Here is a 25953-nt window from a genome sequence, read left to right on the forward strand (position 1 = left end):
CGCGAAATGTTTTTATGGAGGCGTTGTTATTGTTCAGGTTATTTTTTAAAGTGTGATCCAGAACACATTACCCCACTGATAACCGCCCCTTGAGAATCTGCTTTTAAATCAATGTGGTGATGAAATGGCTGCGTTTTTTAATATTAATACCATTAGTAAGCCTTAATAATTATCCTGTTATTGATTGCTGGGTTAAAACATCATTTTTGATGCTGTAACAATTTGACGTATTTATCGCAGTGAGCAGATTCATTATTCTGTCAGGATACGCCGCACTTGGACTGGCTTGGTCTCAAAATTGTCATGCAGTGGTTTTCAAAAAACGCCGTTTATTTTGCTGTAAAAACCTGTCTGGCTGCATTCCTGGCACTGTACATTTCTCTGGAACTCAATCTGGATAAACCCGCTTGGGCGGTGACGACGGTCTTTATTGCCTCCCAGCTCTACTCGGCTTCCACCATCTCTAAATCCTTGTTCCGCATGCTCGGTACTTTGTTGGGTGGGGTGTTTATCTTCTTTGTTTTCCCGCTCACTGTGGAGCACCCGCTGCTGTTTAGCCTGTGTATTTCACTGTGGGTGAGCGTTTGTCTCTATCTTTCCCTGCACGACCGCACCCCCAAAAGCTATGTCTTTATGCTGGCAGGCTACAGCGCCGCGATCATGGGATTTCCCGAAGTGATGACGCCGATGTCGATCACCAATACCGTGTTATCTCGTATTGAAGAGATTGCTGTTGGCACCCTGTGCAGCAGCCTGGTGCATGCTTTGCTGTTTCCGGTATCGATGCGCAGCTTACTGGAACAGAGTATCAGCCAGTGGTATCTCAACGCGCGTAAGCTTTGCCATGACTTGCTGTCAGGCATACCCAGCGATAAATCCCCAGAGCGCGATGAGATCCTGACGCGTATGGCGACCAATCCACAGCAGGTGGAAATCCTCATCACCCACTGTGTTTATGAGGGGGATGCCGCACGCAGACTCATCCGCCTCGTCAGCGTGCAGTATCAACATCTTTCGTATCTCATCCCTACGCTGACAGCCATAGAAATGCGCCTGCAGCGGTTATCGGCTCAGCAAATTCCTTTTCCCGACAATGTTGCCGTTGTGTTTCGGCTGTTTTTGCACTGGCTGAACGATGGAGAAGCCGTTGGCGAAACCAGTGGCATTCAACTTGAACTCAGCCGCTGCCAGAGTGATATCAACGCTGCCTGGCGCAACGGTGAGTTGCCGATTGAACACTGCTTATTGTTTACCGGTTTGCTGGAGCGCATGGCAGATTTTGTGCGCATCGCGGGCGCCTATCAAAGCGTCGGAGGGTTGGTCAGCGATCTGTCAGGGGATACCACACCCGCGCGTGGCAAACGCACACACCGCTTTTACGACAAGGGGATGATTCGCCTTTCCGCTCTGACGGCCTTCTGCGCTGTGTTCGGTTCATGCCTGCTGTGGATCGGCACAGGTTGGCACGATGGTGCCTCGGCACCAGTGATGGCCGCGATTCTCAGTTCGCTATTTGTCAGTATGGATACGCCGCTCACCTCAATGAAGCTGTTTGTGCGCGGTGTAATTGTCGCGATTGTTATCAGCGTCATCTATGTGGCGTTGTTGATTCCGCAGGCGACCTCATTTGAAGCGCTGATGATTTGTCTCGCACCGGGTTTGATGCTGTTGGGGCTGATGATTGCGCGCCCATCCACCAACATGATTGGTATCAGCGTGGCGATTCAGATTCCGGGGTTTATTGGTTTGGGCCATCACCTTAAACCAGACCTGGTGTTGCTGATCAATAATGCGATCGCGTCGTTAACCGGCGTGCTATTTGCGGTGGTCGCTACGGTGCTGATGCGTAACAAACGCCCCTCATGGACTGCACGCCGCGCGGTACGTCAGGGATTGCGCGAGCTATTGCGCTTTATTAAAGAGCTTGAACGTAATGGTTCTTCGTTACTGGGACGGCAGCGATTTATCAGTTTGATGTTAGATAAAGTCAATGTGGTCCTACCGCGACTGAGACTCGATCCGCAGCCCGATATGGCCGGCATGTTATTAGCTGAAGTATGGATAGGGGTGAACAGCTTTGACTACTATGCCCGACACAAAGCGTTGCTGGCTAAATACCAACTGGACAGTGGCCAAATGTTTCATGAGCTTTCGCTGTTTCTCAAACGACGTTTGAAATCACTGCAAGCGCCGCCGCATCAGGATCTGCTCGATGAACTCGATCTGCTGATGCTGTTGCTGGAGCGACAGGCAAAAAACGATGACAGCTTGCTGACGCCTTTATTCCATTTACATAGCATCCGACTTTACCTGTTTCCGCAGCAACCATGGCCGGTGGCCACGCCGCGTCAGATGGAGATGATGCAATTGCAGGATTATCGCCAACGCGCCTACTAACTCGCCCGGCATAAACTTCGTTAACCACATCAACAGCATATATACTTGTTGTTTCGCTGATTTTTTCATCAACAGGAGTTGAAGATGGTTAAGTTGAAACACGTGCTACTCTTGGCGCTGCTTCCGGGAAGTGTGATGGCGGCTCCGGTTTTTACCCTGCAATCGCCAGACTTTAAAGACAGTGCGATGCTGGATAAAACATTTGCCGGTAATAACAAAAGCAATCCATCATGTACGGGGGAAAATGTGTCTCCGGCGTTGAGTTGGTCAAATGTGCCAACAGGAACACGCAGTTTTGCCTTGATGTTGACCGATCCGGTGGGGGGTAAAGGGCTAGGCGTCACCCATATGGTGGCCTACAACATCGCCGCCGACCGCACCCAATTTGCACAAGGTGAGCTCAGTAAGGGCGTAGGGTATACCGGGGGCAAAAACTCTCCTGGCACCACGAGTTACTATGGGCCTTGTCCACCTGTTGGAAGTGGCATCCACCATTACAACTTCGTGCTGGTCGCCACTGATTTGCCGGTGAATCAGTTACCGGCCGGGCTCACACATGATGAGCTCATCGCGAAACTCAAAGGGCACGCATTGGGTGGCGCAACGGTGGTTGGGCGCTTTACCAACGATAAGTGATGTGACGAGCAGGCCGTCCTGAGCGACGACCTGCTATTTTGCTGAAGGGTACACACAAAGGTTTAGTGACAACGTCACTCAATCGGGTAGACAGAGCGTTCCAGTTTGCCACGACCATCCCAGCGGCTGGCTGCCAACCACAGCAGTGCCGTAACAAACCAACCAATAATCCATGACACGTCATTACCGGCAAAAATCCAGGTTAATGAACCGTGATGCAGCGGGTTGTCGATAAAGGGCAGTTGTACCAACACCCCCAGGAAGTAAACCACGATGCCCGCCAGGTTCCAGCGTCCGTAACGCCCATTGGGTTGAGACAACGCAGGCACATCGACTTTGCCTTTGGTGATCAGGTAGAAATCGGTCAAGCTGATAGCGCTCCAAGGCACAAAGAAGGCCAGCAGGAACAGCAGGAAGTGGGTGAAGGATTTCAGGAACGCGGGTTCACTGATCAGTGCAATGATGCATGCCACCGTGACCATCAGCACCACAAACAGGATACGGCCGCCGCGGCTGAGTGAGGTTTGCTGACGGAAGCCAGAGACGATGGTGGTCAATGACATGAAACTGCCGTAAGCATTCAGCGTGGTGAAGGTGATTTTCCCAAAGCAGATAGCAAAGTAGATGACCATCGCCATGGTGGCGGTGCTGCCTAAACCGACAATGTAACCCACCTCGTTACCTGAGAACGCTTTGCCGGCAATTGCGGCAACAATCACGCCCAAGGTCATCGATGCCTGAGTGCCTAACACGGTGCCAAAAAACACTGAACAAAATAGCTTTTTCGCGGAGACATTTGCCGGGAGATAACGGGAATAGTCAGAAACATAAGGACAAAATGCGATCTGCCACGAGGAAGAGAGTGACACCGCCAGCAAGAAGTTGGCGATGGTAAAGTGTTGATTCCCCCACACGGCTGACAAGTCATGGGTGGAGAGCAGGGTAATAAACAGGTAGGCGAAAGCCAATACGCCAATCACACTCGCCACTTTGCCCAATTTGTGAATCACGCGATAGCCCAGCACCGCTATCACCACGATGATGGCGCTAAACAGAATCATTCCCGCAGCGTTACTGACGTTAATCAGCTTGGCCAGGGCCTGTCCCGCCAACACCGTGCCACTGGCGGAGAAACCGATATACATAATGCACACCAGCACCAAGGGGATTACCGCACCAAACACCCCGAACTGCATGCGGCTGGTGATCATTTGCGGTAATCCCAGACGCGGTCCCTGAATCGCATGCAGAGACATAATCCCCGCGCCGACGATTTGCCCCACTAACAACCCAATCAGCGACCACACCACATCGCCGCCCAGCACCACGGCTAAGGCGCCCGTGACAATCGCGGTGATTTGCAGATTGCCGCCAAACCACAGGGTGAACTGGCTGAAAGGGTGTCCATGACGCTCGCGCAATGGAATGTAATCAATGGAACGGGTTTCTGACAGGCGCTGTTTCTCTGCGCCTGAATAATCTGCTGCAGGTGATTCGGCTGACATAGTTTCCTCGCTGGAACAGTAAACGCGGTGCGTGAATTTTTATTGTTGGTCTGTTGTGAATGCAATTGGTGATACATGTATATACATGTATCGATACTGTCACGCGCGATAGGAAGTTACAAGGCAGGCTGTCATTGGAAAATGTGATGACGCTGGCAAGGTTGGGATGAGTTGGAAAATGTCAGCGCAAAAGAGGGTTAGTGGCCCTGCGTCCAAGGGTTAAATCCTGAATCTTCTTTATCATCAGCGGTAGGTTCATCCAGTGAATCAAGATAAAGCGCTTCGACTTCTGCACGCGCCCAAGGTGTGCGTCGTAAGAATTTGAGGCTCGATTTAACACTGGGATCGTTTTTAAAGCAGTTGATATTAATCAGTTTGCTCAGTTCAACCCAGCCATAACGGGCCACCAGCGCATTCACTATCATTTCCAGTGTGACACCGTGCATCGGATCGCTAGAAGAGTGAGTAGTCATGATAAATCCTTGCGTGCAGGTGTAAGATTGGCGGGCAAGGTTACAAGAAAGCCGAGCCAGCAGCAATGATGTAAACTCTAGTCGGGCCATTTACCACAGGATGAGACGTAATGAGCGATAAGAAAATGATTTCCATCGATCAGTTCAACGAAGCGGAACGTGTCGAGGTCGATGAGATATTTAAGGGGTTGATGCAGAAACATCGTCAGCGTAGCGGTAAAGAGCCAGATGCCAAGAAAGAGAAGGAATTCACGGCAGAAGCGCGCCAACAGGTCATGACCTTGAAGCTGGCGAAAGAGAAAGCGAAAGCAGACAAGGCGAAGAAAACGCCGGTACGCCGTAAAAAGCCTGAGGCACAATCTGCCAGTGAAGTTAACGACTTCAACTGGTCGGCGTCAGTGATCAAAGGGCGGCGCTAACTGAGCAATCCTGCTCCCACATTCACTGACAGTCCTAAAATCGCCAGATTAAAGATAAACGAGATAACGGATTGCAACAGCGCCAGCTTGCGCATTTCTGTGGTGCCGGTGGCAACATCGGCAGTCTGGGAAGCAACGGCAATAGTGAACGAGAAGTAGAGAAAGTCCCAATACTCAGGGTTTTCAGGCTTTTCTGGGAAGATCATCGGAGTGACGCTGTCACTTCTTTGCAAGTAGTGTTGATGGGCGTAATGCATCGCAAACGAACTGGGCAGCAATGCCCAAGACACTATCAGCGTCATTGCCGTGAGCAGCAGATGCAGTGCTCGTGGTGTGCCATTGAGATGTTTTAGCGCTGGCAGTTCGCTCATAATCGCCACAATGCTGACCATACAGGCCACGATCACCATAACCAATACCAGCGTCGCGCTTTGGTCCTGCATTTGCGCAATTCGTTTTATTTCCCCCACATCCGTCCGCAGCATGCGGAACCAAACAAACCACAAATAGAGCCAAGCCAGCACATTCCAGCCTATCAATAATCGCTGCATTTCGCCTAACTTCGCGGGCAGTAAGAGATAGCACAGGATGCCTGCCGCAATCGAGATCAGCAAACGCAGTCGAGCGAAAAGATGGGAAGTAAAAGAAAAGGGCATGATAGGCGGAATTTTCCCAGCGATTGAATACGTTAACTGTAGACGATGGCCGGGAAAAAGGGATCAGGCCGCCACCAGACCGCCTGAGATGAGTGGGCTAACGGCGTGATCTCACCACCTGATAACGGCGGGTGAAATACTCCACCGGCGCACTCCAGACGTGTACCAAACGTGTGAAGGGGAACAACAGGAAGAGGGTCATGCCCAGCACCAAATGAACACGATAAATCCACGCTACCCCGTCTAAATGCTCAGAAGCGCCCGCATGGAAGGTAACGACCGCCTGCGCCCAACCCACCAGTTTCATCATTTCAGTGCCGTCCATGTGCTGCGCTGAGAAGAAAATGGTGGTCAGCCCTAGCATGCACTGCACCACGAGAATGCCAAGGATCAGCATATCCGCATGCGTTGACGTGGCGCGGATGCGCGGGTTATAGAGGCGTCGCTTCAGCAGCAACAAACCGCCTACCAGCGTCATAATGCCGAACACGCCACCCGCAGCCATCGCCAGCTTCTGCTTGGCGGCAATTGACAGGAAGGGTTCATACATCCAGTGCGGCGTCAGCAAACCAAACAGATGGCCAAAGAAGATACCGAGGATACCGATGTGGAACAGATTCGACGCAAGGCGCATGCCTTTTTTATCCAGCATCTGACTCGATGAGGCACGCCAGGTGTATTGACCATAGTCGTACCGTAACCAACTGCCGACCAAAAACACCGTGCCACACAGGTAGGGATAAATGTCGAAAAACAACAAATCGAGATAGTGCATTAGCGTGATCCTCCTGCTGAGAGGTCGAGATATTGCGGCGCCGCTTCATCACGAAACCGTCGCTGATGTTGCTGCTGTGCGCTGTTATCACAGGCTTTATCGTCGATAAACTTCACCTGTTCCTCTTCCCACACGGCATCCAGGGCTTCACGTGTATCATCGCGCGCTTCAGTCGCGACCTGCTGCGCCACGCTTTGGCTGCGTAATGGGCTATTGGCGATAGTCAGCAGCGCGTCGAAAAGTTCGCTAAACGCACTCTCGCGTTCTTTTAGGCGTCCGCCGAGTAGCGCCAGAATCGGCGCGATATCCAGCAACCCCTGACGTGCCTCGCTGGGTTCCCGCAGGCTCAGATACTCAAGGTAAAGCGGCAAGTAATCCGGCAACTCACGACAGTTCAGTTGCAAACCCGCTTGTTCATATTTCGCGAGCAGATCCACCATGGCCTGGCCGCGATCGCGTGATTCGGCATGCACGTGTTCAAACAGCAGCAGGGAGGTTGCCCGTCCGCGCTCGAACAACGCGCACCAGTCAGCTTGCATATCGAGGGGTGGCGTTGCCAGGTAATGGTTGATAAACGGCAGCAGCGCAGGCTGCTGTTGTTCCGCCAGCGAGCGGATCTCATCCTGATGCTGCCAAAGCGCGTCATCGGGATATTCGATCAGCATGCCGATCAGTTTCAGGATCTCCATTATTCACCTCCTGCTTTATCGCCGACGTTAATCGCATCGATACGGCGGCTGTTGAACAGGTTGAATTTGGTGTCACTGCCGTGGCAGCCATCACCAAAGCTGAAACCGCAACCGTTGCGTTCCGGGAAGGCCTCGCGTGCCAATTCACGGTGACTGGTTGGGATCACAAAGCGATCTTCGTAGTTGGCAATCGCGAGATAGCGATACATCTCTTCCACCTGCGCTTCACTGAGGCCGGTTTCTTCCAGTGCGCGGGTATCAGTGACGCCTTCCACCGTTTGTGAACGTTTGTAGTGACGCATGGCCATCATGCGTTTCAGCGCCCGCAGCACTGGCGCGGTATCACCGGCCGTCAGCATATTGGCCAGGTACTGTACCGGAATGCGCAGGCTTTCAACGTCGGGTAATACGCTGTCATGCAGCTGCAATCCGCCGTTATCGGCCACCGACTGAATGGGCGACAACGGCGGCACGTACCACACCATCGGCAAGGTGCGGTATTCCGGGTGCAGCGGCAATGCCAGTTTCCAGTCCATTGCCAACTTCCATACCGGAGAGGCCTGCGCAGCATCGATGACGTTTTGTGTGATGCCTTGTTTCAACGCTTCTTCGATCACCTGTGGATCGTTGGGGTCAAGAAAAACGTCACACTGGCGCTCATACAACTGTTGTTCATCTTCGGTGCTGGCCGCTTCGGCAATTTTATCGGCGTCATACAGCAGCACGCCGAGATAGCGAATACGGCCGACACAAGTTTCTGAGCAGACGGTTGGCATGCCAGACTCAATGCGTGGATAGCAGAAGATGCATTTTTCTGACTTGCCGCTTTTCCAGTTGAAGTAGATTTTTTTGTAGGGGCAGCCGCTGATGCACAGACGCCAGCCACGGCATTTATCCTGATCGATCAGCACAATGCCATCTTCCTCACGCTTATAGATGGCACCACTCGGACAGGTGGCGACACAGCTCGGATTGAGGCAGTGTTCGCACAAGCGTGGCAGATACATCATGAAAGTATTTTCGAACGCGCCGTACATCTCCTTCTGCATGGCATCGAAGTTTTTGTCTGCTGAACGCTTACTGAACTCACCCCCTAACAGTTCCTCCCAGTTAGGGCCGCCGACGATTTTATCCATGCGCTCGCCGCTGATCAGCGAACGCGGACGGGCAGTTGGCTGGCTCTTACCCGCTTTTGCCGTATGCAGATGCTGGTAGTCGTAGGTGAAGGGTTCGTAATAATCGTCAATGCCCGGCACCAGGGGGTTAGCGAAGATTTTCGACAGCACTGAGGAGCGATTACCCAAACGCGGCACCAGGCGACCTTTGATGGTGCGGATCCAGCCGCCGTGCCACTTATCCTGATCTTCCCAGGCATGGGGATAGCCGACGCCGGGCTTGGTTTCCACGTTATTGAACCAGGCGTACTCCATGCCTTCGCGACTGCTCCAGACATTTTTACAGGTCACGGAGCAGGTGTGGCAGCCAATGCATTTATCGAGGTTCAGAACCATGCCGACTTGTGAACGTATTTTCATTTCCCAGCCTCCTGAACCTGATCGCGGCCCTCATCGTCGAGCCAGTTAACCTGTCGCATTTTGCGTACCATGATGAACTCATCGCGGTTGGAACCCACGGTGCCGTAGTAGTTGAAGCCGTAAGCCAACTGCGCGTAGCCACCAATCATATGCGTGGGTTTCGGGCAGACACGTGTCACTGAGTTATGAATCCCGCCGCGCATCCCGGTCACTTCTGATCCTGGAATATTCATCAGGCGCTCCTGAGCGTGATACATCATGGTCATACCGGCGGGGACGCGCTGGCTGACCACCGCACGTGCGGTCAACGCACCATTGGCGTTAAACACTTCAATCCAGTCGTTGTCTTTGATCCCCAGCTCCTGCGCATCGGCTTCGCTCATCCACACAATCGGACCACCGCGTGACAACGTCAGCATCAGCAGGTTTTCACTGTAGGTTGAGTGAATGCCCCATTTCTGGTGCGGCGTCAGGAAGTTCAACGCTTTCTCCGGGAAGCCGTTAGAGGGGATATGTTGCAGGTCAGCGACACTGCGGGTATCCACCGGCGGCCGATAGGCGACAAGGCTTTCGCCAAACGCACGCATCCACGGGTGATCCTGATACAACTGTTGACGACCGCTCAGCGTGCGCCATGGGATCAGTTCATGGACGTTGGTATAGCCAGCGTTGTAGGAGACGTGCTCGTCTTCCAGGCCTGACCAGGTTGGGCTGGAGATGATTTTGCGCGGTTGCGCCTGGATATCACGGAAGCGAATTTTTTCCTCTTCTTTGGGCAGCGCCAGATGCGCATGCTCACGTCCAGTAAACTCGCTAAGCGCATTCCAGGCTTTCACCGCCACCTGGCCATTGGTTTCCGGCGCCAGTGTGAGGATCACCTCCGCAGCATCAATAGCGCTGTTGATTTGTGGTTGCCCTTTGGCGGGACCGTCCTTTTTGGTGTAATTGAGGCGACGCAACAGATCGACTTCTTTATCGGTATTCCAGCTGATGCCTTTGCCGCCGTTGCCAAGTTTTTCCAATAGCGGCCCAACAGAGGTAAAGCGCTCATAGGTGGCTGGGTAATCGCGCTGAACGCTGATGATGTGTGGAGCGGTTTTACCAGGGATCAGGTCGCACTCGCCTTTTTTCCAGTCGCGAATCTCACCGCCTTGCGCCAGTTCGGCAGGAGAGTCGTGTTGAATGGGTTGCAGTACCACATCGGTTTCTTCACCCAGGTGGCCGACGCAAAGTTCGGAGAAGGTTTTGGCGAGACCTTTGTAAATATCCCAGTCGCTTTTCGATTCCCATGCGGGGTCCACGGCGGCCGAAAGTGGATGAATAAACGGATGCATATCCGAGGTATTCATATCGTCTTTTTCATACCAGGTGGCAGTCGGCAAGACGATGTCGGAAAACAGACAGGTACTCGACATACGAAAATCGAGCGTCACCAGCAAATCGAGCTTACCCTCCAGTGCGGCGGTGCGCCATTCGACTTCTTCGGGCATCACCTGTTCATCATCAATCGGTTGACCCTGCACGCCGCTTTCGGTGCCGAGCAGGTAACGCAGCATGTATTCATGGCCTTTACCGGATGAACCCAACAGGTTCGAGCGCCAGATAAACATATTGCGCGGGTGATTGCTGCCGTTATCCGGCTGTTCGCACGCCATGCGGATAGCGCCGGATTGCAAGGCGGCTGCGGTCCAGTCCGCGGGAGATTGACCGGCCTGTTCAGCCTTGGCGGCAATATCAAGTGGGTTAACGTTGAGCTGTGGAGAGGAGGGTAACCAACCCATGCGTTCGGCACGCACGTTGAAGTCGAGTAAATGACCTCGGTATTGGCTGGCGTCGGCCAATGGCGACAATAACTCCTGCGCCTGTAGCTTCTCGTAACGCCACTGACTGGCGTGGTTGTAGAAGTAAGAGGTGCTGTTCATGTGGCGTGGTGGACGGTTCCAGTCCAGCGCAAAGGCCAGCGGTGTCCAGCCAGTCTGCGGACGCAGTTTCTCCTGTCCAACATAGTGCGCCCAGCCGCCGCCGGTTTGCCCTACACAACCACAGAACACCAGCATGTTGATCAGCGCACGGTAGCTCATGTCCATGTGATACCAGTGGTTGATCCCGGCACCGAGGATGATCATCGAACGACCGTGGGTTTTATGCGCTGTTTCGCCAAACTCACGGGCAATTTTTTCTATCTGGCTGCGCGGCACACCGCAAATCTGTTCTGCCCAAGCGGGTGAATAAGCACGGATGTCGTTGTAATCCCGTGCACAGTTGCTGTCATCCAGCCCACGGTCCACGCCATAATTCGCCAGCGTGAGGTCGTAAACGGAGGCCACATTAATCTTCGCACCGTCAGCGAGCGTGATCGCTCTGACGGGCAGTTTGTGCAACAGAATCTCGTCCTGTTTCACATGGCGGAAGTGAGGGTTTTCCAGCCCACCAAAGTAAGGGAAAGCGACGTCGAGAACGGCATCATGTTGTTCAAGCAGACTGAGCTGCAACTGAATCGCTTGACCCGCCGCTTTTGGTTCCAGGTTCCATTTACCTTTCTCACCCCAGCGGAAACCGACCGAGCCATTTGGCACAACCAACTCACCCGTACTGGTGTACGCCACCGTTTTCCAATCGGGATTATTGGTTTCGCCAAGATTGTCCAGCAGGTCGGCCGCTCGTAACTGTCGTCCGGGTACATAGCTGCCATCTTCACGCGGTTCCAGCACCACCAACATCGGCATGTCCGTGTAGTGGCGAACATAATTGAGGAAGTAGTCGCTAGGATTTTTCAGGTGGAACTCAGTGAGCAATACATGGCCCATTGCCATGGCTAACGCGCTGTCAGTGCCTTGTTTTGGCGCCAGCCATTGATCGCTGAGCTTAGCCACTTCTGAATAATCTGGCGTGACGGCCACTGTTTTGGTGCCTTTGTAACGCACCTCGGTGAAGAAGTGTGCATCCGGGGTACGGGTTTGCGGCACATTGGAACCCCAGGCAATGATATAGCTGGAGTTGTACCAGTCAGCAGATTCTGGCACGTCGGTTTGCTCACCCCACGTCATCGGTGAGGCGGGCGGCAAATCGCAATACCAGTCATAGAAACTGAGACAGGTGCCACCAATCAACGACAGATAGCGCGTACCTGCAGCGTAGGAGACCATCGACATCGCCGGGATCGGTGAGAAACCGGCGACACGGTCGGGGCCGTAGTTTTTGATCGTCCAAATGTTTGCTGCGGCAATCAGCGGGTTCAGTTCCTGCCAGCTGGCGCGCACAAATCCACCCCGACCGCGCTGGGTTTTAAACTGCTGACTTTTTTCGCCATCGGCCATGATGGAATGCCAGGCCTCAACCGGATCGCTGTGCTGTGCCTGGGCATCGCGCCATAGCTCCAGCAGCGCTTTACGAATCAGCGGATATTTCAGGCGGTTGGCGCTGTAAAGATACCAGGAATAGCTGGCACCTCGCGGGCAGCCACGCGGTTCATGGTTGGGCAAGTCAGGGCGAGTGCGCGGGTAATCCGTTTGCTGTGTTTCCCACGTCACTAAGCCATTCTTGACGTAGATCTTCCAGCTACAGGAGCCGGTGCAGTTCACTCCATGTGTTGAACGCACAATTTTGTCGTATTGCCAGCGCTGGCGATAGCTGTCTTCCCAGTCACGATTGGTGTGGTACACCTGACCATGACCGTCAGCAAAACTTTCACCTTTCTGTTTGAAATAGCGAAAGCGATCAAGCAGTTTGCTCATGACGCTTCTCCGATTGTTACATTGCTCTATGCCTTTACAGGCGCGTAATTATGAGTTTGTCGCTTTGCGGCGACCGTAAAGCAGCCAAGTCACGACAAGGCAAATCAAATAAAAAATAAGGAAAATTTTCATCGCGCCGATCGGAGATCCGGTCATGGCGAGTGAGGTTCCGAAGGCTTTCGGAATGAAGAATCCACCAATGGCGCCCAGCGCTGAGATAAAGCCAAGTGCGGCAGCGGTATCGGTAATGGCAACATGCTGTGCTTCTTGCGCACTGTGGCCTAAGGCGAGCATGCGTTGTTGGGTACGTTGGCGGAAGATCACCGCAATCATCTGATAGGTTGAGCCGCTGCCAAGACCGGCCGTGAGAAACAGCCCCATAAAGACGACATAGAAACTAAAGAACGAAGCACCACGCGAGCCGGGTAAGGTGAGAAACAGCAGGGCGGAAAAAAGCGTCATCAACATAAAGTTAATGGTGGTAACGCGCACGCCGCCAAATTTGTCCGACATCATGCCGCCCGCAGAACGCGCTAACGCCCCTAATAGCGGGCCGAAAAAGGCGAGATGGATAATGTCTACCTGCGGATATTGGGTTTTCGCTAACATGGCGAAGCCAGCAGAAAAGCCGATAAAGGAGCCAAAGGTGGCCAGATAGAGCATTCCCAGAATCCACAAATGCGCGCTTTTCAATACCGGTAACTGCTCACGCAGTGATGCGCGGAATCCCGCAATATCATTCATGCCAAACCAAGCGGCCACAGAAGCGATAATCAGGAACGGCACCCAAATCCAGGCGGCATTCGCCAGCCATAAACTGCTGCCATCGGCGAGGGTGACTCCGCCGCCGATAAAGGGCACGACGATCACCAAAGGCGCAAACAGTTGCATGACGCTTACGCCCAGATTGCCCAATCCGCCGTTAATGCCCAGCGCCGAACCTTGACGGTTTTTAGGGAAGAACAGGCTGATGTTACCCATGCTAGAGGCGAAGTTTGCGCCGGCTAAGCCACATAACAGCGCGATGATGATGAAAACGGAGTAAGGCGTGGAGGGATCCTGTACGGCAAAGCCAAGCCACAAACAGGGAACGACCAATATGGCTGTGCTGATCACCGTCCACAATCTTCCGCCCAGCACAGGGACAATGAAGGAGTAGGGTACGCGGAACAAAGCGCCCGATAGCGAGGGCAACGCGGTCAACAAGAACAGTTGGTCAACGGTAAAATTAAATCCAACCCGATTGAGATTCACCGCGACAGCGCTAAATAGCATCCACACGCAGAATGCTAAGAGCAGTGCACTCACCGAGATCCATAAATTTCTGCGGGCTATTTTCTGCCCAGTCTGCTGCCAAAATTGTGGATCTTCCGGTGACCACTGGCGCAATAATGACTTTTCAGATTGAAAAGAATGGCTCACAACCCCCCCTTATTGGTTAGTCTGATAAGGTTTTTGTATGACATTGAATAAGACTTGGCATTCTAAATAAGCAACTGGTGTTTTTGCCTTTAGAATATGAACAGATCTTTTATCATTATAGGTATGTGGCGAGCATGATATATATCAAAACAGATGGCATATAATTTAATAGAAGGTGAAAAGGGTATTTTCAATGATTAAAAACCATGCAAATTGTAATGATTAGTTTCAAGCGATTCCTATCCGTTGATAATAAAGGAAAGCCACTGACTCTCTGACGTTGAAAAAGCATGCACTCACTTTTTGGATGTATAAATTAATATATAACGGCATTTAGAAGGAAAATAAGACAATTAACATTGTCATAATGACAATTACATTAAACAAAACCCACCTTGCCGATCGAGAAAATAACCTATAAATCAATGCATTAACTTTTGGCGCAAACCTTGCCTATGCATTTATAACTAATTACTTGTTTGACAACCCTAAGGAAAGCGCTAATGCAGACAGATTTTGATGAAAATGAAATCGTGGTCCATAATCCACCAGGATGCACCTGCCGCAGGATTATTTGGCTCATAGAAGTGTGTGATGTATTTAGTTTAAACATCCTACCTGGCACTATGCTTGCCAGTTTGACGGCAGAGTTAGGGCAAATCAGGGTCGACAAACAGTTTGACTATCATTTATTGAGTGAGGAAGTTGCAGATGCTTTTTGGGCAATATGGCATGAATGGCAACCTGAGCGCGGGATTAAAATTGAATAAGAACAACTGCAGATGAATAATAATCGTGCCAATGAATAATAAATTTCACGCTTATTTGATCTCACTTTTAAAATTAACTCTATAGAGTTATTACACCATCATGCATTAACCTTTTTTGATTTGTCATTAAGACACGTGGAGAGTAGTGTGATTTTTACAATCCCTCTTCGGAATGACATATGCCACTTTCTTTTGAGAATATCGCTGCGCTGGCGCTTGAGATGCAGCATGGTCTGGCGAGCCATGACCGTTTCAATCGTATGATTGGCATTATTCATCGGTTATTCCTGTGTGATGCGACCGCATTGCTGCGTTATGAGCTCCAAAGTTTCCGCCCATTAGCGATTGCGGGCTTAGCACCGGATGTTATGGGTCGCCGCTTCAGAATCGACGCTCATCCGCGGTTTGAAGCGATTGCACGAGCGGGTGATGTCGTGCGGTTTCCCGCCGAGAGTGATTTGCCAGATCCCTATGACGGTCTGATACCAGAGAGCCCCGCGCTGCACGTTCATGCGTGTATCGGGTTACCGTTGTTCTACGGACAAACGTTGATGGGTGCATTGACGCTGGATGCGATCGCAGCCGATCAATTTTCCGGGTACAGCGATGATGAATTACGTTTTGTGGCCAGCCTTGCTGCAACGGCACTCAATAATGCGCTATTGCTGGAGCAGTTAGAGAAATCAGCGACACCCTATATTCCATCGCCGCGAAGTCACGACAGTAATATTGCAGAAGAGATGATTGGGGAATCATCTGTGATGCAAATCTTGAGAAAAGAGATCGCAGTGGTGGCGCCCTCTGATCTCAATGTACTCATTACCGGCAATACCGGAACCGGCAAGGAACTTGTCGCTCAGTCGCTGCATCAGCAATCGCAACGTGCCAGCAAGCCGATGATTTATTTAAACTGTGCAGCGTTGCCGGAAAGTGTGGCTGAAAGTGAGCTGTTCGGCCATGTAAAAGGGGCCTTTACGGGGGCAGTAAAGGACCGGGCAGGGAAGTTTGAACTCGCAGATGGCGGCACACTTTTTCTGGATGAAATAGGCGAGTTGCCCCTGACGTTGCAGGCTAAGTTGCTGCGTGTATTGCAATATGGTGATTTACAGCGCGTGGGTGAAGACCGTCAGCTTAAAGTCGATGTCCGCATCATCGCTGCCACTAATGTTGATTTAAAACAGTCAGTTATTAACGGTTCCTTTCGTAGCGATTTGTATCATCGCTTGAGCGTTTTCCCGCTGCATGTCCCCACGTTGCAGGAGCGCGGAGCGGATATCGTGTTGTTGGCCGGCTTCTTTTGTGAAAGATGCCGAGCGAAGTTTGGCATCAAGCATTTGTCCGTTAGTAAAGCGGCACGCGATCTGTTGCTGGCTTATGATTGGCCTGGCAATGCGCGCGAACTGGAACACGCGATTTATCGAGCAGCGATGATGGCGCAGGCCGAAGCGGTAAATGATGACGTCTCATTGCAGCCCCAACATTTCTCACTGAGCGGATCCGAGGCACCCGCACACATCATGGCGGTGAATCATGACACTCCCATGCAAAGTTTGAAAGACGCACAGTTGCAGTTTCAACGTGACTACATATTGCGCGCCTATAATGCCAGCGATAGAAAATGGGCTCTGTGCGCGCGCATACTAGAGATCGATCCCGGCAATCTGCATCGGCTGGCAAAAAAACTCGGCATAAAGTGATGCTGTGCTTAAAGAACCAGGCGCTGCTACGTGAATTCTGCGTAATGACGCGAGGGATTACCCATGATTTTTCACGTAGCGATGCCGGTTTATTATCCAATTTAAGGGGTTAGAGTGCAGTCTGAAGAAATCGACATTCTGATGAAGGATAAAACGGACTTTCATAAGCGACTCAAGTTGATAGCAGCCTTGAAAGAACGGACAGATGGCCAAAGTATTGAGGCGCTGCAATATCTGCTAAAGCATGATGGTGTTTATAAGGTGAGGCTCGCAGCCTGGAAGGTATTGAGTGAGAAAGGCGTGCAGTGCGCTGAACCGGTAGCGCGTCCAGCTTACGCCATTTTTCTGGAGAAGAGCATCAGGAAGCTAAAACGCTTTGGGGTGTGGCTGGTAGATATCACCGAGGGGTTTAGATGATGTCGATGGGACCAGACAAGACAGTGGAGAGCAGGTGAGAATGATGTACAGCTTTCTGGTGCGCATCTGAATACCTTATTTAACATAATATACATTATGCGCCATTTGATTGTAATGGCTAAATTCAGATGTCCGTCTGGGAGATGCGGATGTTTTCCTGGACTGTTATGTTCTGATCCCCAGATGCTGCCGGTAATTTACTGGCCGTTGGAACTACCTGCTGAGGAACCTGAAATCCTGATTACACCGCGTCAGATCTTCAGCGGTATCAATATCCGTAATACAGCCGCGATCTTCTACGTCAACTTGCGTGAGAGCATCAGCGTTCAGCAACTCCCTCGCCCCTCTGTCGCCCTTTAATGCACAAAGCTGCGAGTAGAAGGATTGCTGAAAACCGACGGGATGGCCTTGTATACCCTTTATTCGGGCCCGAACCAGGGACGAGGTGCGCAGTGCGCGCGCAACTTCCTGATAGCTGGATGGCGTGATAAAAGGCATATCTGCGAGGGTAATCAGCCATCCGTCATAACCTGCCGTAGCGGAAACGCCCGCCGCAATAGATTCCCCCAAACCCTCACTTGAGCAAGTCACGATGCGTTCCTGTGCCATGAAACCTTGCAGTTCAAGATCCTCAGGTCGAGCCACCACATAGAAGTCAAAACCAGTGGCCCGCACGTTATCCAGCGTATGTTGCAGCACCGGCTTACCCTGCATTATCGCAGCGAGTTTATTCCCTTGGCCGGACTGCCTGAAGCGACTGCTGTAGCCTGCAGCCATGACCAGAATGACAATATTCACGCTACGCCCTCCCTCTGCTGCTGAGCGTCCACCAGGCCATTTTTATGACGTACGATATCAGCCATAATGGATAGTGCGATTTCAGCGGGTGTTTTGCTGCCAATATCCATGCCTATCGGAGCATGTATCCGCTTAATTTGTTCAGGATGAAGTTCACCAATCCGCACTAACCGTTCTTTGCGTCGTCGACTGTTGTTCTGCGATCCCATGGCTCCAATGTAGAAAGCGGGCAGATTTACTGCCTCCATCATCGTGAGATCGTCGATGCGCGGGTCATGGGTAAGGGAAAGAATCGCGGTGCCTGAGTGGCACCCTTCTCGCTCAAGGTAGTTGGCGGGAAACTGTCTGATTAACGTCACAGAAGCGTCGAGTTCATCGGCCAGATTCAGCAATACATCCTCACGATGCTCACACACCAGCGTTTCAAAACCGAGCGCCTGTGCAAAGTTAGCGCAGTAGAGTGCCACGCTGGAGAGTCCCGCGATAACCACTCTGGGAGGGGCGCACAGCGTCAGCACAACATCCGCCCCCTGAACCTGAGTAAACGTCCGGCTCAGATACGCCCCGGATTGAAGTGAGCGGCACGGTCCGGGCAACCTGAGCGTCTTTACAACGGAATGCGGCCCCGTCAGCGCAGACATCATCTGCCGCAGGTAGTCGCACGTCTCTTTTCCCGGCACCAGCTTTTCAACCAGGATATCCAGCACGCCTCCGCAGGGTAGCGCTCTATCCGGCTCAAAACCACCGTCGCCATAACGCACAATCTGACTGGACGAGGAAAAAAGATCCTCACCAATTCGGGCAATAAAGCTCTCTTCCACACAACCGCCAGACAATGATCCGCAATAGCGGCCATCACCTCTGATCACCATCATCGCGCCAGGCGGTCTCGGTGACGATCCAAAAGTACTGAGTACCGTACATAGCCACACCGGCTGCTCTTCAACCCATGCGAGCGTTGCGTTTAAAACCTGCACATCAAGATGGTGCATGCATTTCTCCGGTTAGGGCGTTAACGTGCCACCTTGCGCTGAGTGCAGCAAAAATAGCCGACAGCAGCAACAGAACGGCACCGAAAATAAACGGACTCCACCAACCTACCTGATCAAACAAGATACCCCCTACGCTGGCACCCAATGTGATTGCCAACTGGATAACCGCGACCATCAGCCCTCCTCCTGACTCACTATCTTCAGGCAAAGAACGGCTCAGCCACACCCCCCATGCAACCGGAGCGGGTGTTGCCACGAAGCCCCACAGTGTCAGTAGCGCGCCCGTGCCCCATACTGAATAGCCTTCCAAAATCAGTAGGATACCAATAAGAGACATCATCAGGGGTATCATAATCAGCCAAGTATACAGACGATGAGCCAGCAGTTTACCTATCAGCCATGTGCCTACCAGGCCAGCAGCACCCAGCAGCAGTAAGATGAATGAGAGCACATCAACACTGGCTCCCGTCACGCTCTCTAAGAAGGGACGCAGATAGGTGAATATGCTGAACTGACCCATAAACAAAAACATAATCCCCGTCATTCCCAGTCTGACAGACGATAATTTAAGCAGTCGAAGCGGATTGAGAGACCTGCTACTTTTTTGCGCAGGTATGGCTGGGATACTTCTCCATTGCCAGATAAATGCCATGACGGCCAGCGGAACAACCATAAAGAACGCCCCACGCCAGCCAATGTATTGCCCTAAAAAGCTGCCAAGCGGTGCTGCGACGGTAGCGGCTAATGCATTGCCACCGTTAATAAGTGCCAGCCCTTTTGCCACTGCATGGCGCGGTACCAAACGCATCACCGTCGCTGTAGACATTGACCAGAACCCACCGATGGCAATTCCCAGTAGCGCCCGGCCAGACATGAACATCACGCCATTCATGGCAAAGGTCACCATCAGTCCTGAAACGGTAAGAAGTAGCGTAAAACCAATCAGCACTTTTTTGCGGTCGATATGACCGGTCAGTGGCGCGTTGAGTAAGCTAGTCAGTACAGCAAAAAATCCGCTGACTGAAACCGCCTGTCCCGCTTGCCCCTGACTGATCGACAGCCCACCTGCGATAGGTGTGAGTAGACTGACGGGCAGAAACTCAGAGGCAATGAGGACCACTACGCCCAATGTCATCGAGAATATGGCACCCCATGCCGGGTGTGAGCTTGGCGGATTCCCGATTAAAGCTTTTGTTGAAGTCATTATTTTTTCACTGAAGTTAATCACGTTACGATCTTATCTCAGCCTTTTAAGTCAATTAAGTGGGGTAAAGCCGATGTACTTGTGAGTTAATTTCAGTAATCAGTCAGAGCTTCTTTCAACGCATTTGTAAAATAATGACGCTACTGCTCGCCGGATCGGTCTTCTCTCGCATATCCGTCACCGCTTTGGTTTCCACTTTCGTTCCCTGATTGCCCCAAGACGAGCGGATGAAATTCAGCACATCAGCGGCCTGCTGGTCGGTAAGCTGCTTACGGTAAGGCGGCATGCGATAGGCGTCCGGTAGGCCATTTGCCACAATTCTCGCAGAGCCGTTTAGCACCACGTTGATTGAGGATGCTGGATCCACCTGCATTGACGTTGCGCCCGCCAGTGGCGGGATCCACGGTGCCTGCCCACGGCCATCAGCACCATGGCAACTGCTGCAGCGAGCCATATAAACCTGGCTGCCGGGGTGGTCACTCACCGCGGATATCGCTGCCTCGGCGTATTGCCACTGATTGCCGGCATTGTTGCTTCCGGGTGGCAGTGCTTTCAGGTAGTGGGCGATTGCCGTTAAATCGTCATCACTCATAAATTGGGTTGAGTTATTAAACGCATCCGCCATAGAGCCGAACACCACCGCATGCTGGTTACGACCTTGTTTGAGGAATGTGACGACATCCTGTTCACTCCAGCGGCTGATGCCAGTATTGGCATCATTACGCAAGCTTGGGGCGTACCAGCCGTCCAGTAATGCACCGGCCAGGTAATCATGACTGCTGGCATCCAGCGCTTTTTCATTAAAAGCCAGACCGCGTGGCGTATGGCAGCTACCACAATGGCCAGGGCCTTCAACCAGGTAAGCACCGCGATTCCAGAGTGCATCCTGGTTGTCTTGCGGCTGATAAGGGCCACCTCGCGAGAACGCCGCACTCCACAATGCCAGCGGCCAACGCATATTCAGCGGCCAGGGAATTTCAGTCGCCCTGTTTTGATGTGATACCGGTTTGACACCCTGCATCATGAAGGCATACAGCGCGGCAATATCGTCATCCGAAAGCTTCTGATAAGACGGGAAAGGCATGGCGGGATAGAGGCGATGCCCATCCCGCGCGACGCCGTGGCGGACGGCGCGATCAAAGTCGGCCAGCGTATAACGGCCAATACCGGTCTCTTTATCCGGCGTAATATTGGTGGTGAAGATTTTTCCTACCGGTGTTGCCATCGCCAGGCCACCACTGAAAGGGGCACTATCCGGCGTACTGTGACAGGCAACACAGTCACCCAAGCGGGCGACATACTCCCCCTGCTTAATCAGGTCGGCGGAGGGCAGTGTCGTTGCCGCAGTGTCATGATCAAACGTTGAAGCGGGTGGGCGCGTTAGCCATATAGTGACCACTGCCGCCACGCACACCAGACCTGCCAGCACCAGGCTAAGCCGTTTCATTTTCATGGTTCATTCCCTTTAGCCGTAGCAGGCTTAGCTAAATTTCAGACGTGAAAGAGGCATAGAGCGAACGCGTTCGCCAGTGAGTCGCGAAACCGCATTGGCCACAGCAGGTGGCACAGCGGGCAGTGGCGGTTCGCCAATGCCGCCCATTTTTGCGCCGCTCTCCACGATCCGCACCTGCACCTTTGGCATACGTGAGGGAGGTAAAATCGGATACATGTCGTAGTTACGCGCCACCGGCTGCCCTTTTTCATAGACGGTCTCTTCAAGCAGTACCTGAGACAGTCCAAGCGCCACCGCACTGTTGACCTGCGCTTCAACAATCGCTGGGTTCACAATGCTGCCGGGATCGATAGCCTCCCACACCTGATGCACAACCACCTGGCCGTTTTCGATGGACACTTCCGCGATCGCCGCGGCTTCCGTACCAAAAGGAGACGCCATGGCAACACCTCTTGCACGACGACTGCCGTCAGATGCGGTGTAAGGACCTGCCTGCCAGCCGCCGGATAACTCTGCCACCGCATGCAGCAAGGTGGTCAACCGTTGATTGCCCTCCAGCAGGCGCAGACGAAGCGCAAAGGGATCGAGCTTGCTCTTCTCTGCGATTTCATCGAGGAAACACTCGTAGAGAAAATCATTCATCGAGTTACCCACCGAGCGCCAGTAGCCCAATTTAACCGGCCCCTTTTTATAAATTTGCGCAATACGCACGTTGGGAATGGCATAGGATTTTCCTGCCAGCCCCTCAACCGCAGTGGGATCGAGTTTCTCACCCTGCTTACCCTTGATGCCTTCCGTCGGCCCTTCACAAATGCTGATCGCCTCCAGTGCAATCGGATAGCCTTCGGCGTCGAGCCCTGCCTTGAATCGCACCGAAGCCGCAGGTCGGTGGGTATCGCGCAGAAACTCTTCTTCACGGCTCCAGATAAGTTTGACAGGCCGGCCCACGGCTTTGGCGAGCGCAATCGCCTGGGGATACACCATCGCCGTGTCATAGACAAAATGGCGGCCAAAAAAACCGCCCAGCAAGGGCGAATGGATCCTGATTTTCTCGGGATCAAGCCCGGTACGTTTGGCAGCATCAGCCTGAAACATCTCCGGAGCCTGATTCGGGAGCCAGAGATCCAGCGAGCCATCTGCATTAAAGCGCGCCAGTGCCGAAGGGGGTTCAAGTTGCGCATGATTGAGATACTGGCTGTGGTAGGTGGCGCTCAGTGTGGTTTTCGCCGCAGACATCCCCTGCGCGATATCCCCTTTCACTTCCGCATCTTCCCCCTGGCCGGGCTGCTGTGCCAAAGCTGAAATGAAGGCGTCAGAGGAAAAATCAGCCGGCATGTAATTCCCGTCTGGCTTTTCCGGTTCGTTCCACATTACCTGCAAGGTTTCAGCGGCGCGTTTTGCCTGCCACCAGCGTTCAGCCACCACGGCGACAGCGCCAGGCAGCACATGCACAGAGTGCACGCCTTTCATCGCCTTGACCTGCGCTTCGTTGCGGATCTCACCGGCGCTCAGTCCAAGGCGCGGCGCATGTTGCACGGCTGCATGCAGCATGCCCTCCACTCGACAGTCAATGGTGTAGATGGCCTGCCCGGTTGATTTCTCATGCATATCAAGACGCTGTACCGGTTTACCAATCCAGCGGAACTGCGCAGGGTCCTTAAGTTTGATGGTGTCTACAGGCGGAACGGGCACATCCCGCGCACGGGCAGCCAGGTCGCCATAAGAGACTGAACGCCCGGACGACGCATGGATCACGCGACCCGGCTCGGTATGAAGTTGATCCACGGGAACGGAGAGTTCCGCCGAAGCGGCCTGAAGTAACATTTGTCGAGCCAGCGCGCCAAGACGCCGCATGGTGGTATAGCTAGACCGGACAGACTGGCTTCCTCCAGTGATGCGCATCCCACTGTCCATCACTTTATAATCGGATCCTGCTGGCGCATTCTCGACCACAAAGGTCGCCGGGTCGGCATCTAATTCCTCACCAACAATCTGCGCCATTGCCGTAAAAATTCCTTGCCCCCCTTCAATAAACGGGGATAAAAAACGCACTGAGCTGTCTGGCCGAATCTCCAGAAAAGCGGGCACACGCGTTCCGGCAGGCAGTGCATTTACCGCTGTTTGCGCACGACTCTGTCCAATCGGTAAACCCACACCCAGCACAAAGGCACCCGCCAGGCTGCTGGTTGCCACCAGAAAACGGCGGCGTGAAAGATTAGCCGGTTGTTCACTCAGCGTTTCCATTTCCTCCGGTGCACGGTGCATCATGCCTGATCCCCCGCACCCGCCACTTCATGGATAGCTGACCGGATGGCGTTGTAGGTTCCACAGCGACAGAGGTTGACCATAGCCGCCGCAATCTGTTCATCAGAAGGATGGGCAGATTGCTGTAACAACGCCATTGCCGCCATGATTTGTCCTGACTGACAATAACCACATTGGGGCACCTGATGTTTCACCCACGCTGCCACCATACGTTTACCCAGATCATTGCTTTCAATCGCTTCAATGGTGGTGATCTGCTTGCCGCTGGCTTTTTCGACTGGCGTGACGCAGGAGCGCACAATCTGCCCGTCAATCATCACAGAACAGGCACCACATTGTGCTAAGCCGCAGCCGTACTTGGTGCCCGTCATTTCGAGATCATCACGAATCACCCACAACAATGGGGTGTCAGCATCCGCATCGATTTGGTAGGTCTGGTTATTGATGTTCAGTTCCATCGTTGTGCGCTCCCACAGGTCATGCATTGCTCTGAAAAACACCCCACCACTTGAGAGCCTTATTTGGCGATTAGTCGTCTTGCGCTACACGCAGAAATGGCAGGTGAGAGGAAATTTCTTAATCCTTACAAAGAATAGAAGATTAATGAATAGTCTCTGGCAAAATGTGGTTATGAGAAAAATTCAATAATCTTATCCGGCGCTTTTAACACTCCTCTTAGCGCAGTTTGCGGTAATTGAGAGTCTGTAACCTTCTGTGCTTTTTTGCCGACATATTGTTTGAAGGAATTGGAATACCCCCTCAGGCAGGTTAATTTCCCATGACTTGTGAGATTTAATCAGTAATGAGGTGTAGTCATGAACGACTTACAGGCTTTTATTGCGGTTGCGCGTGTACAGAGCTTTACCAAGGCCGCCATTACCCTTGGTGTCAGCCCTTCAGCCTTGAGTCATACTATTCGCAATCTGGAAGCGCGTATCGGCGTCAGGTTGCTGGCACGCACCACGCGCAATGTGGCACCTACCGAAGCAGGCGAGCGCCTGTTGCAAACAATTGCGCCTTTGTTTGACCAAATTAACAGTGAAGTAAATCAGATTAGCGAGTTACGCGATAAACCGGCCGGTAATATTCGTATTACCTGTTCGGATGATGCGGCTGAAGGGTTGTTACGCCCGATGTTACCGGCTTTTCTGGCAAAGTTTCCCGACATCAGCGTTGAAATATGCATCGATTATGGTTTTACCAATATTGTGACAGAACGCTTTGATGCGGGTATACGATTGGGAGAATCCATCAGCAAAGATATGATTGCAGTCCGCATGGGCCCGGACTGGCGACTCTCCGTCGTGGGTACACCTGAATACTTTCAATCTCACCCCCTCCCCGTTATTCCTCAGGATTTAGCACTTCATCGCTGCATTAATATCCGGCACTCTCCTGTAGGCAGCGTCTACGCTTGGGAGTTTGAAAAGGAAGAGAAAAAGATCAATGTTCGGGTCAACGGTCCATTAATATCTAATAGCATTGTTCATGTGATGAATGGCGCTTTAGATGGCATTGGCCTGGCTTATGTGCCTGAAACGATGGCACGACAGCATATTGATAGTGGTGCGTTGACAGAAGTACTCGCTGACTGGAGTCCAGTGTTTGAAGGGTTTCACCTGTATTATCCAAACCGACGTAATATATCTCCTGCTTTTTCAGCTTTTGTCGAAGCCGTTAAATACAGCAATATCAGTCAGCAATAAATATCAACCGCCTTGTTGATTGTCATTCAATTTTTTTGACTTATTATAACAATTATTACCGATTTTCAGCATGCGTCTATGGGTTTAGTATTCATCCCATCGAGGCAGAACGCCTCTCAATGAAAACTAAACTTCCAGGAAATGACCATGAAAAACATCAAAACTTTCGTTGTAGTTGCAGCTCTGGCACTTATCTCTTCTTCAAGCTTTGCGCAGACCGTGACGGCTACGGCATCAACGCTGGACGGTGCAGAAGCGCAAATCGCCGCTAAAGCAAAACTGGCTGGCTCAGGATATAGCATTACCGAAGCCTACGCGGGTAACCAAGTACACATGACCGCGCGTCTGACCAAATAATCATGGTCGCAAAAGGATTTGCCAGAAGGGGCTGCCGAGAGGCGGCCTTTTTT

22 protein-coding genes are annotated in these 25953 nt (G+C 52.2%); 8 read left to right on the top strand and 14 right to left on the bottom strand.

Annotated features, from left to right (window positions below):
* Positions 1–303 precede the first annotated feature (303 nt).
* Together HA51_RS13020 and HA51_RS13025 are read left to right on the top strand one after the other, a co-directional pair.
* A complete protein-coding gene (locus HA51_RS13020) occupies positions 304–2397 on the top strand; it encodes an FUSC family protein (protein ID WP_084935010.1) in 2094 nt (697 codons plus the stop codon).
* An 84-nt stretch (positions 2398–2481) separates the two neighbouring features.
* Complete coding sequence (locus HA51_RS13025) at positions 2482–3033, top strand: YbhB/YbcL family Raf kinase inhibitor-like protein (RefSeq protein WP_084934913.1); 552 nt, start codon at positions 2482–2484, stop codon at positions 3031–3033.
* Between the two features lie 74 nt (positions 3034–3107).
* Here HA51_RS13025 and HA51_RS13030 read toward each other — a convergent pair whose 3' ends face one another.
* Together HA51_RS13030 and HA51_RS13035 are read right to left on the bottom strand one after the other, a co-directional pair.
* Positions 3108–4538 (bottom strand): purine-cytosine permease family protein, encoded by a 1431-nt coding sequence (locus HA51_RS13030; protein ID WP_084934914.1) that lies wholly within the window; start codon positions 4536–4538, stop codon positions 3108–3110.
* Positions 4539–4735: 197 nt separating this feature from the next.
* A complete protein-coding gene (locus tag HA51_RS13035) occupies positions 4736–5011 on the bottom strand; it encodes a VF530 family protein (protein ID WP_084934915.1) in 276 nt (91 codons plus the stop codon).
* A 110-nt stretch (positions 5012–5121) separates the two neighbouring features.
* Here HA51_RS13035 and HA51_RS13040 point away from each other — a divergent pair, with 110 nt between their 5' ends.
* On the top strand, positions 5122–5430 hold the full coding sequence (locus tag HA51_RS13040) for a hypothetical protein (protein WP_084934916.1): 309 nt from the start codon (positions 5122–5124) through the stop codon (positions 5428–5430).
* On the opposite strand, the gene HA51_RS13045 is transcribed toward HA51_RS13040, so the two are convergent.
* From HA51_RS13045 to HA51_RS13070, 6 genes are all read right to left on the bottom strand, one after another.
* Positions 5427–6086 carry a DUF1345 domain-containing protein gene (locus HA51_RS13045; RefSeq protein ID WP_084934917.1) on the bottom strand — a complete coding sequence of 220 codons (660 nt, stop codon included), beginning with the start codon at positions 6084–6086 and terminating at the stop codon, positions 5427–5429. The two genes, HA51_RS13040 and HA51_RS13045, sit on opposite strands and share 4 nt — an antisense overlap.
* Positions 6087–6183: 97 nt before the next feature.
* On the bottom strand, positions 6184–6861 hold the full coding sequence (gene narI / locus HA51_RS13050; RefSeq protein ID WP_084934918.1) for a respiratory nitrate reductase subunit gamma: 678 nt from the start codon (positions 6859–6861) through the stop codon (positions 6184–6186).
* Positions 6861–7550, bottom strand: a complete 690-nt coding sequence (gene narJ / locus HA51_RS13055) for a nitrate reductase molybdenum cofactor assembly chaperone (protein ID WP_084934919.1) — start codon at positions 7548–7550, stop codon at positions 6861–6863. The genes narI and narJ overlap by 1 nt, the downstream gene beginning before the upstream one ends.
* Positions 7550–9085 carry a nitrate reductase subunit beta gene (gene narH / locus HA51_RS13060; protein ID WP_084934920.1) on the bottom strand — a complete coding sequence of 512 codons (1536 nt, stop codon included), beginning with the start codon at positions 9083–9085 and terminating at the stop codon, positions 7550–7552. Before narH ends, narJ begins: the two co-directional genes overlap by 1 nt.
* Positions 9082–12819 carry a nitrate reductase subunit alpha gene (locus HA51_RS13065; RefSeq protein WP_084934921.1) on the bottom strand — a complete coding sequence of 1246 codons (3738 nt, stop codon included), beginning with the start codon at positions 12817–12819 and terminating at the stop codon, positions 9082–9084. The genes narH and HA51_RS13065 overlap by 4 nt, the downstream gene beginning before the upstream one ends.
* A gap of 48 nt (positions 12820–12867) precedes the next feature.
* Positions 12868–14241, bottom strand: a complete 1374-nt coding sequence (locus tag HA51_RS13070; RefSeq protein WP_084934922.1) for a NarK family nitrate/nitrite MFS transporter — start codon at positions 14239–14241, stop codon at positions 12868–12870.
* Positions 14242–14744: 503 nt separating this feature from the next.
* Between HA51_RS13070 and HA51_RS13075 the strand changes: the two genes are divergently transcribed.
* The 3 genes from HA51_RS13075 (at position 14745) to HA51_RS13085 (ending at position 17125) form a co-directional block, all read left to right on the top strand.
* On the top strand, positions 14745–15011 hold the full coding sequence (locus tag HA51_RS13075) for a hypothetical protein (RefSeq protein WP_084934923.1): 267 nt from the start codon (positions 14745–14747) through the stop codon (positions 15009–15011).
* A 179-nt stretch (positions 15012–15190) separates the two neighbouring features.
* On the top strand, positions 15191–16708 hold the full coding sequence (gene norR / locus HA51_RS13080) for a nitric oxide reductase transcriptional regulator NorR (protein WP_084934924.1): 1518 nt from the start codon (positions 15191–15193) through the stop codon (positions 16706–16708).
* 114 nt (positions 16709–16822) lie between these two features.
* Entirely contained in the window at positions 16823–17125 is a 303-nt protein-coding gene (locus HA51_RS13085; RefSeq protein WP_084934925.1) for a hypothetical protein, read from the top strand.
* A gap of 213 nt (positions 17126–17338) precedes the next feature.
* Here the strand turns inward: HA51_RS13085 and HA51_RS13090 are convergent, their stop codons facing one another.
* From HA51_RS13090 to HA51_RS13115, 6 genes are all read right to left on the bottom strand, one after another.
* Entirely contained in the window at positions 17339–17923 is a 585-nt protein-coding gene (locus tag HA51_RS13090; RefSeq protein ID WP_245840208.1) for a nucleotidyltransferase family protein, read from the bottom strand.
* Entirely contained in the window at positions 17920–18915 is a 996-nt protein-coding gene (locus HA51_RS13095) for an XdhC family protein (protein WP_084934926.1), read from the bottom strand. The genes HA51_RS13090 and HA51_RS13095 overlap by 4 nt, the downstream gene beginning before the upstream one ends.
* On the bottom strand, positions 18902–20119 hold the full coding sequence (locus HA51_RS13100; protein ID WP_084934927.1) for an MFS transporter: 1218 nt from the start codon (positions 20117–20119) through the stop codon (positions 18902–18904). Before HA51_RS13100 ends, HA51_RS13095 begins: the two co-directional genes overlap by 14 nt.
* A gap of 115 nt (positions 20120–20234) precedes the next feature.
* Complete coding sequence (locus HA51_RS13105; RefSeq protein ID WP_084934928.1) at positions 20235–21572, bottom strand: c-type cytochrome; 1338 nt, start codon at positions 21570–21572, stop codon at positions 20235–20237.
* A gap of 27 nt (positions 21573–21599) precedes the next feature.
* Positions 21600–23840, bottom strand: a complete 2241-nt coding sequence (locus tag HA51_RS13110) for a xanthine dehydrogenase family protein molybdopterin-binding subunit (RefSeq protein WP_245840209.1) — start codon at positions 23838–23840, stop codon at positions 21600–21602.
* Positions 23837–24295 carry a (2Fe-2S)-binding protein gene (locus HA51_RS13115; RefSeq protein ID WP_084935013.1) on the bottom strand — a complete coding sequence of 153 codons (459 nt, stop codon included), beginning with the start codon at positions 24293–24295 and terminating at the stop codon, positions 23837–23839. Before HA51_RS13115 ends, HA51_RS13110 begins: the two co-directional genes overlap by 4 nt.
* 357 nt (positions 24296–24652) lie before the next feature.
* Between HA51_RS13115 and HA51_RS13120 the strand changes: the two genes are divergently transcribed.
* Both HA51_RS13120 and HA51_RS13125 read left to right on the top strand, forming a co-directional pair.
* Positions 24653–25543, top strand: coding sequence for a LysR family transcriptional regulator (locus tag HA51_RS13120; RefSeq protein ID WP_084934929.1), 891 nt, complete (start codon positions 24653–24655; stop codon positions 25541–25543).
* 147 nt (positions 25544–25690) lie between these two features.
* The gene (locus HA51_RS13125; RefSeq protein ID WP_084934930.1) at positions 25691–25900 is read left to right on the top strand and encodes a YdgH/BhsA/McbA family protein; all 210 of its coding nucleotides are present in this window, start codon (positions 25691–25693) and stop codon (positions 25898–25900) included.
* Positions 25901–25953: the final 53 nt, after the last annotated feature.

This window comes from Pantoea rwandensis, from assembly GCF_002095475.1.
GTDB classification, from domain to species: domain Bacteria; phylum Pseudomonadota; class Gammaproteobacteria; order Enterobacterales; family Enterobacteriaceae; genus Pantoea; species Pantoea rwandensis.

Coding starts and splice junctions, on each gene's coding strand:
- HA51_RS13030 (WP_084934914.1), bottom strand. CDS start 4,538: ATGTCAGCCGAATCACCTGCAGCAGATTATTCAGGCGCAGAGAAACAG.
- HA51_RS13020 (WP_084935010.1), top strand. CDS start 304: ATGCAGTGGTTTTCAAAAAACGCCGTTTATTTTGCTGTAAAAACCTGT.
- HA51_RS13115 (WP_084935013.1), bottom strand. CDS start 24,295: ATGGAACTGAACATCAATAACCAGACCTACCAAATCGATGCGGATGCT.
- HA51_RS13120 (WP_084934929.1), top strand. CDS start 24,653: ATGAACGACTTACAGGCTTTTATTGCGGTTGCGCGTGTACAGAGCTTT.
- HA51_RS13100 (WP_084934927.1), bottom strand. CDS start 20,119: ATGACTTCAACAAAAGCTTTAATCGGGAATCCGCCAAGCTCACACCCG.
- narJ (WP_084934919.1), bottom strand. CDS start 7,550: ATGGAGATCCTGAAACTGATCGGCATGCTGATCGAATATCCCGATGAC.
- HA51_RS13105 (WP_084934928.1), bottom strand. CDS start 21,572: ATGAAAATGAAACGGCTTAGCCTGGTGCTGGCAGGTCTGGTGTGCGTG.
- HA51_RS13075 (WP_084934923.1), top strand. CDS start 14,745: ATGCAGACAGATTTTGATGAAAATGAAATCGTGGTCCATAATCCACCA.
- narH (WP_084934920.1), bottom strand. CDS start 9,085: ATGAAAATACGTTCACAAGTCGGCATGGTTCTGAACCTCGATAAATGC.
- HA51_RS13110 (WP_245840209.1), bottom strand. CDS start 23,840: ATGATGCACCGTGCACCGGAGGAAATGGAAACGCTGAGTGAACAACCG.
- HA51_RS13045 (WP_084934917.1), bottom strand. CDS start 6,086: ATGCCCTTTTCTTTTACTTCCCATCTTTTCGCTCGACTGCGTTTGCTG.
- HA51_RS13040 (WP_084934916.1), top strand. CDS start 5,122: ATGAGCGATAAGAAAATGATTTCCATCGATCAGTTCAACGAAGCGGAA.
- HA51_RS13025 (WP_084934913.1), top strand. CDS start 2,482: ATGGTTAAGTTGAAACACGTGCTACTCTTGGCGCTGCTTCCGGGAAGT.
- norR (WP_084934924.1), top strand. CDS start 15,191: ATGCCACTTTCTTTTGAGAATATCGCTGCGCTGGCGCTTGAGATGCAG.
- narI (WP_084934918.1), bottom strand. CDS start 6,861: ATGCACTATCTCGATTTGTTGTTTTTCGACATTTATCCCTACCTGTGT.
- HA51_RS13125 (WP_084934930.1), top strand. CDS start 25,691: ATGAAAAACATCAAAACTTTCGTTGTAGTTGCAGCTCTGGCACTTATC.
- HA51_RS13035 (WP_084934915.1), bottom strand. CDS start 5,011: ATGACTACTCACTCTTCTAGCGATCCGATGCACGGTGTCACACTGGAA.
- HA51_RS13095 (WP_084934926.1), bottom strand. CDS start 18,915: ATGCACCATCTTGATGTGCAGGTTTTAAACGCAACGCTCGCATGGGTT.
- HA51_RS13065 (WP_084934921.1), bottom strand. CDS start 12,819: ATGAGCAAACTGCTTGATCGCTTTCGCTATTTCAAACAGAAAGGTGAA.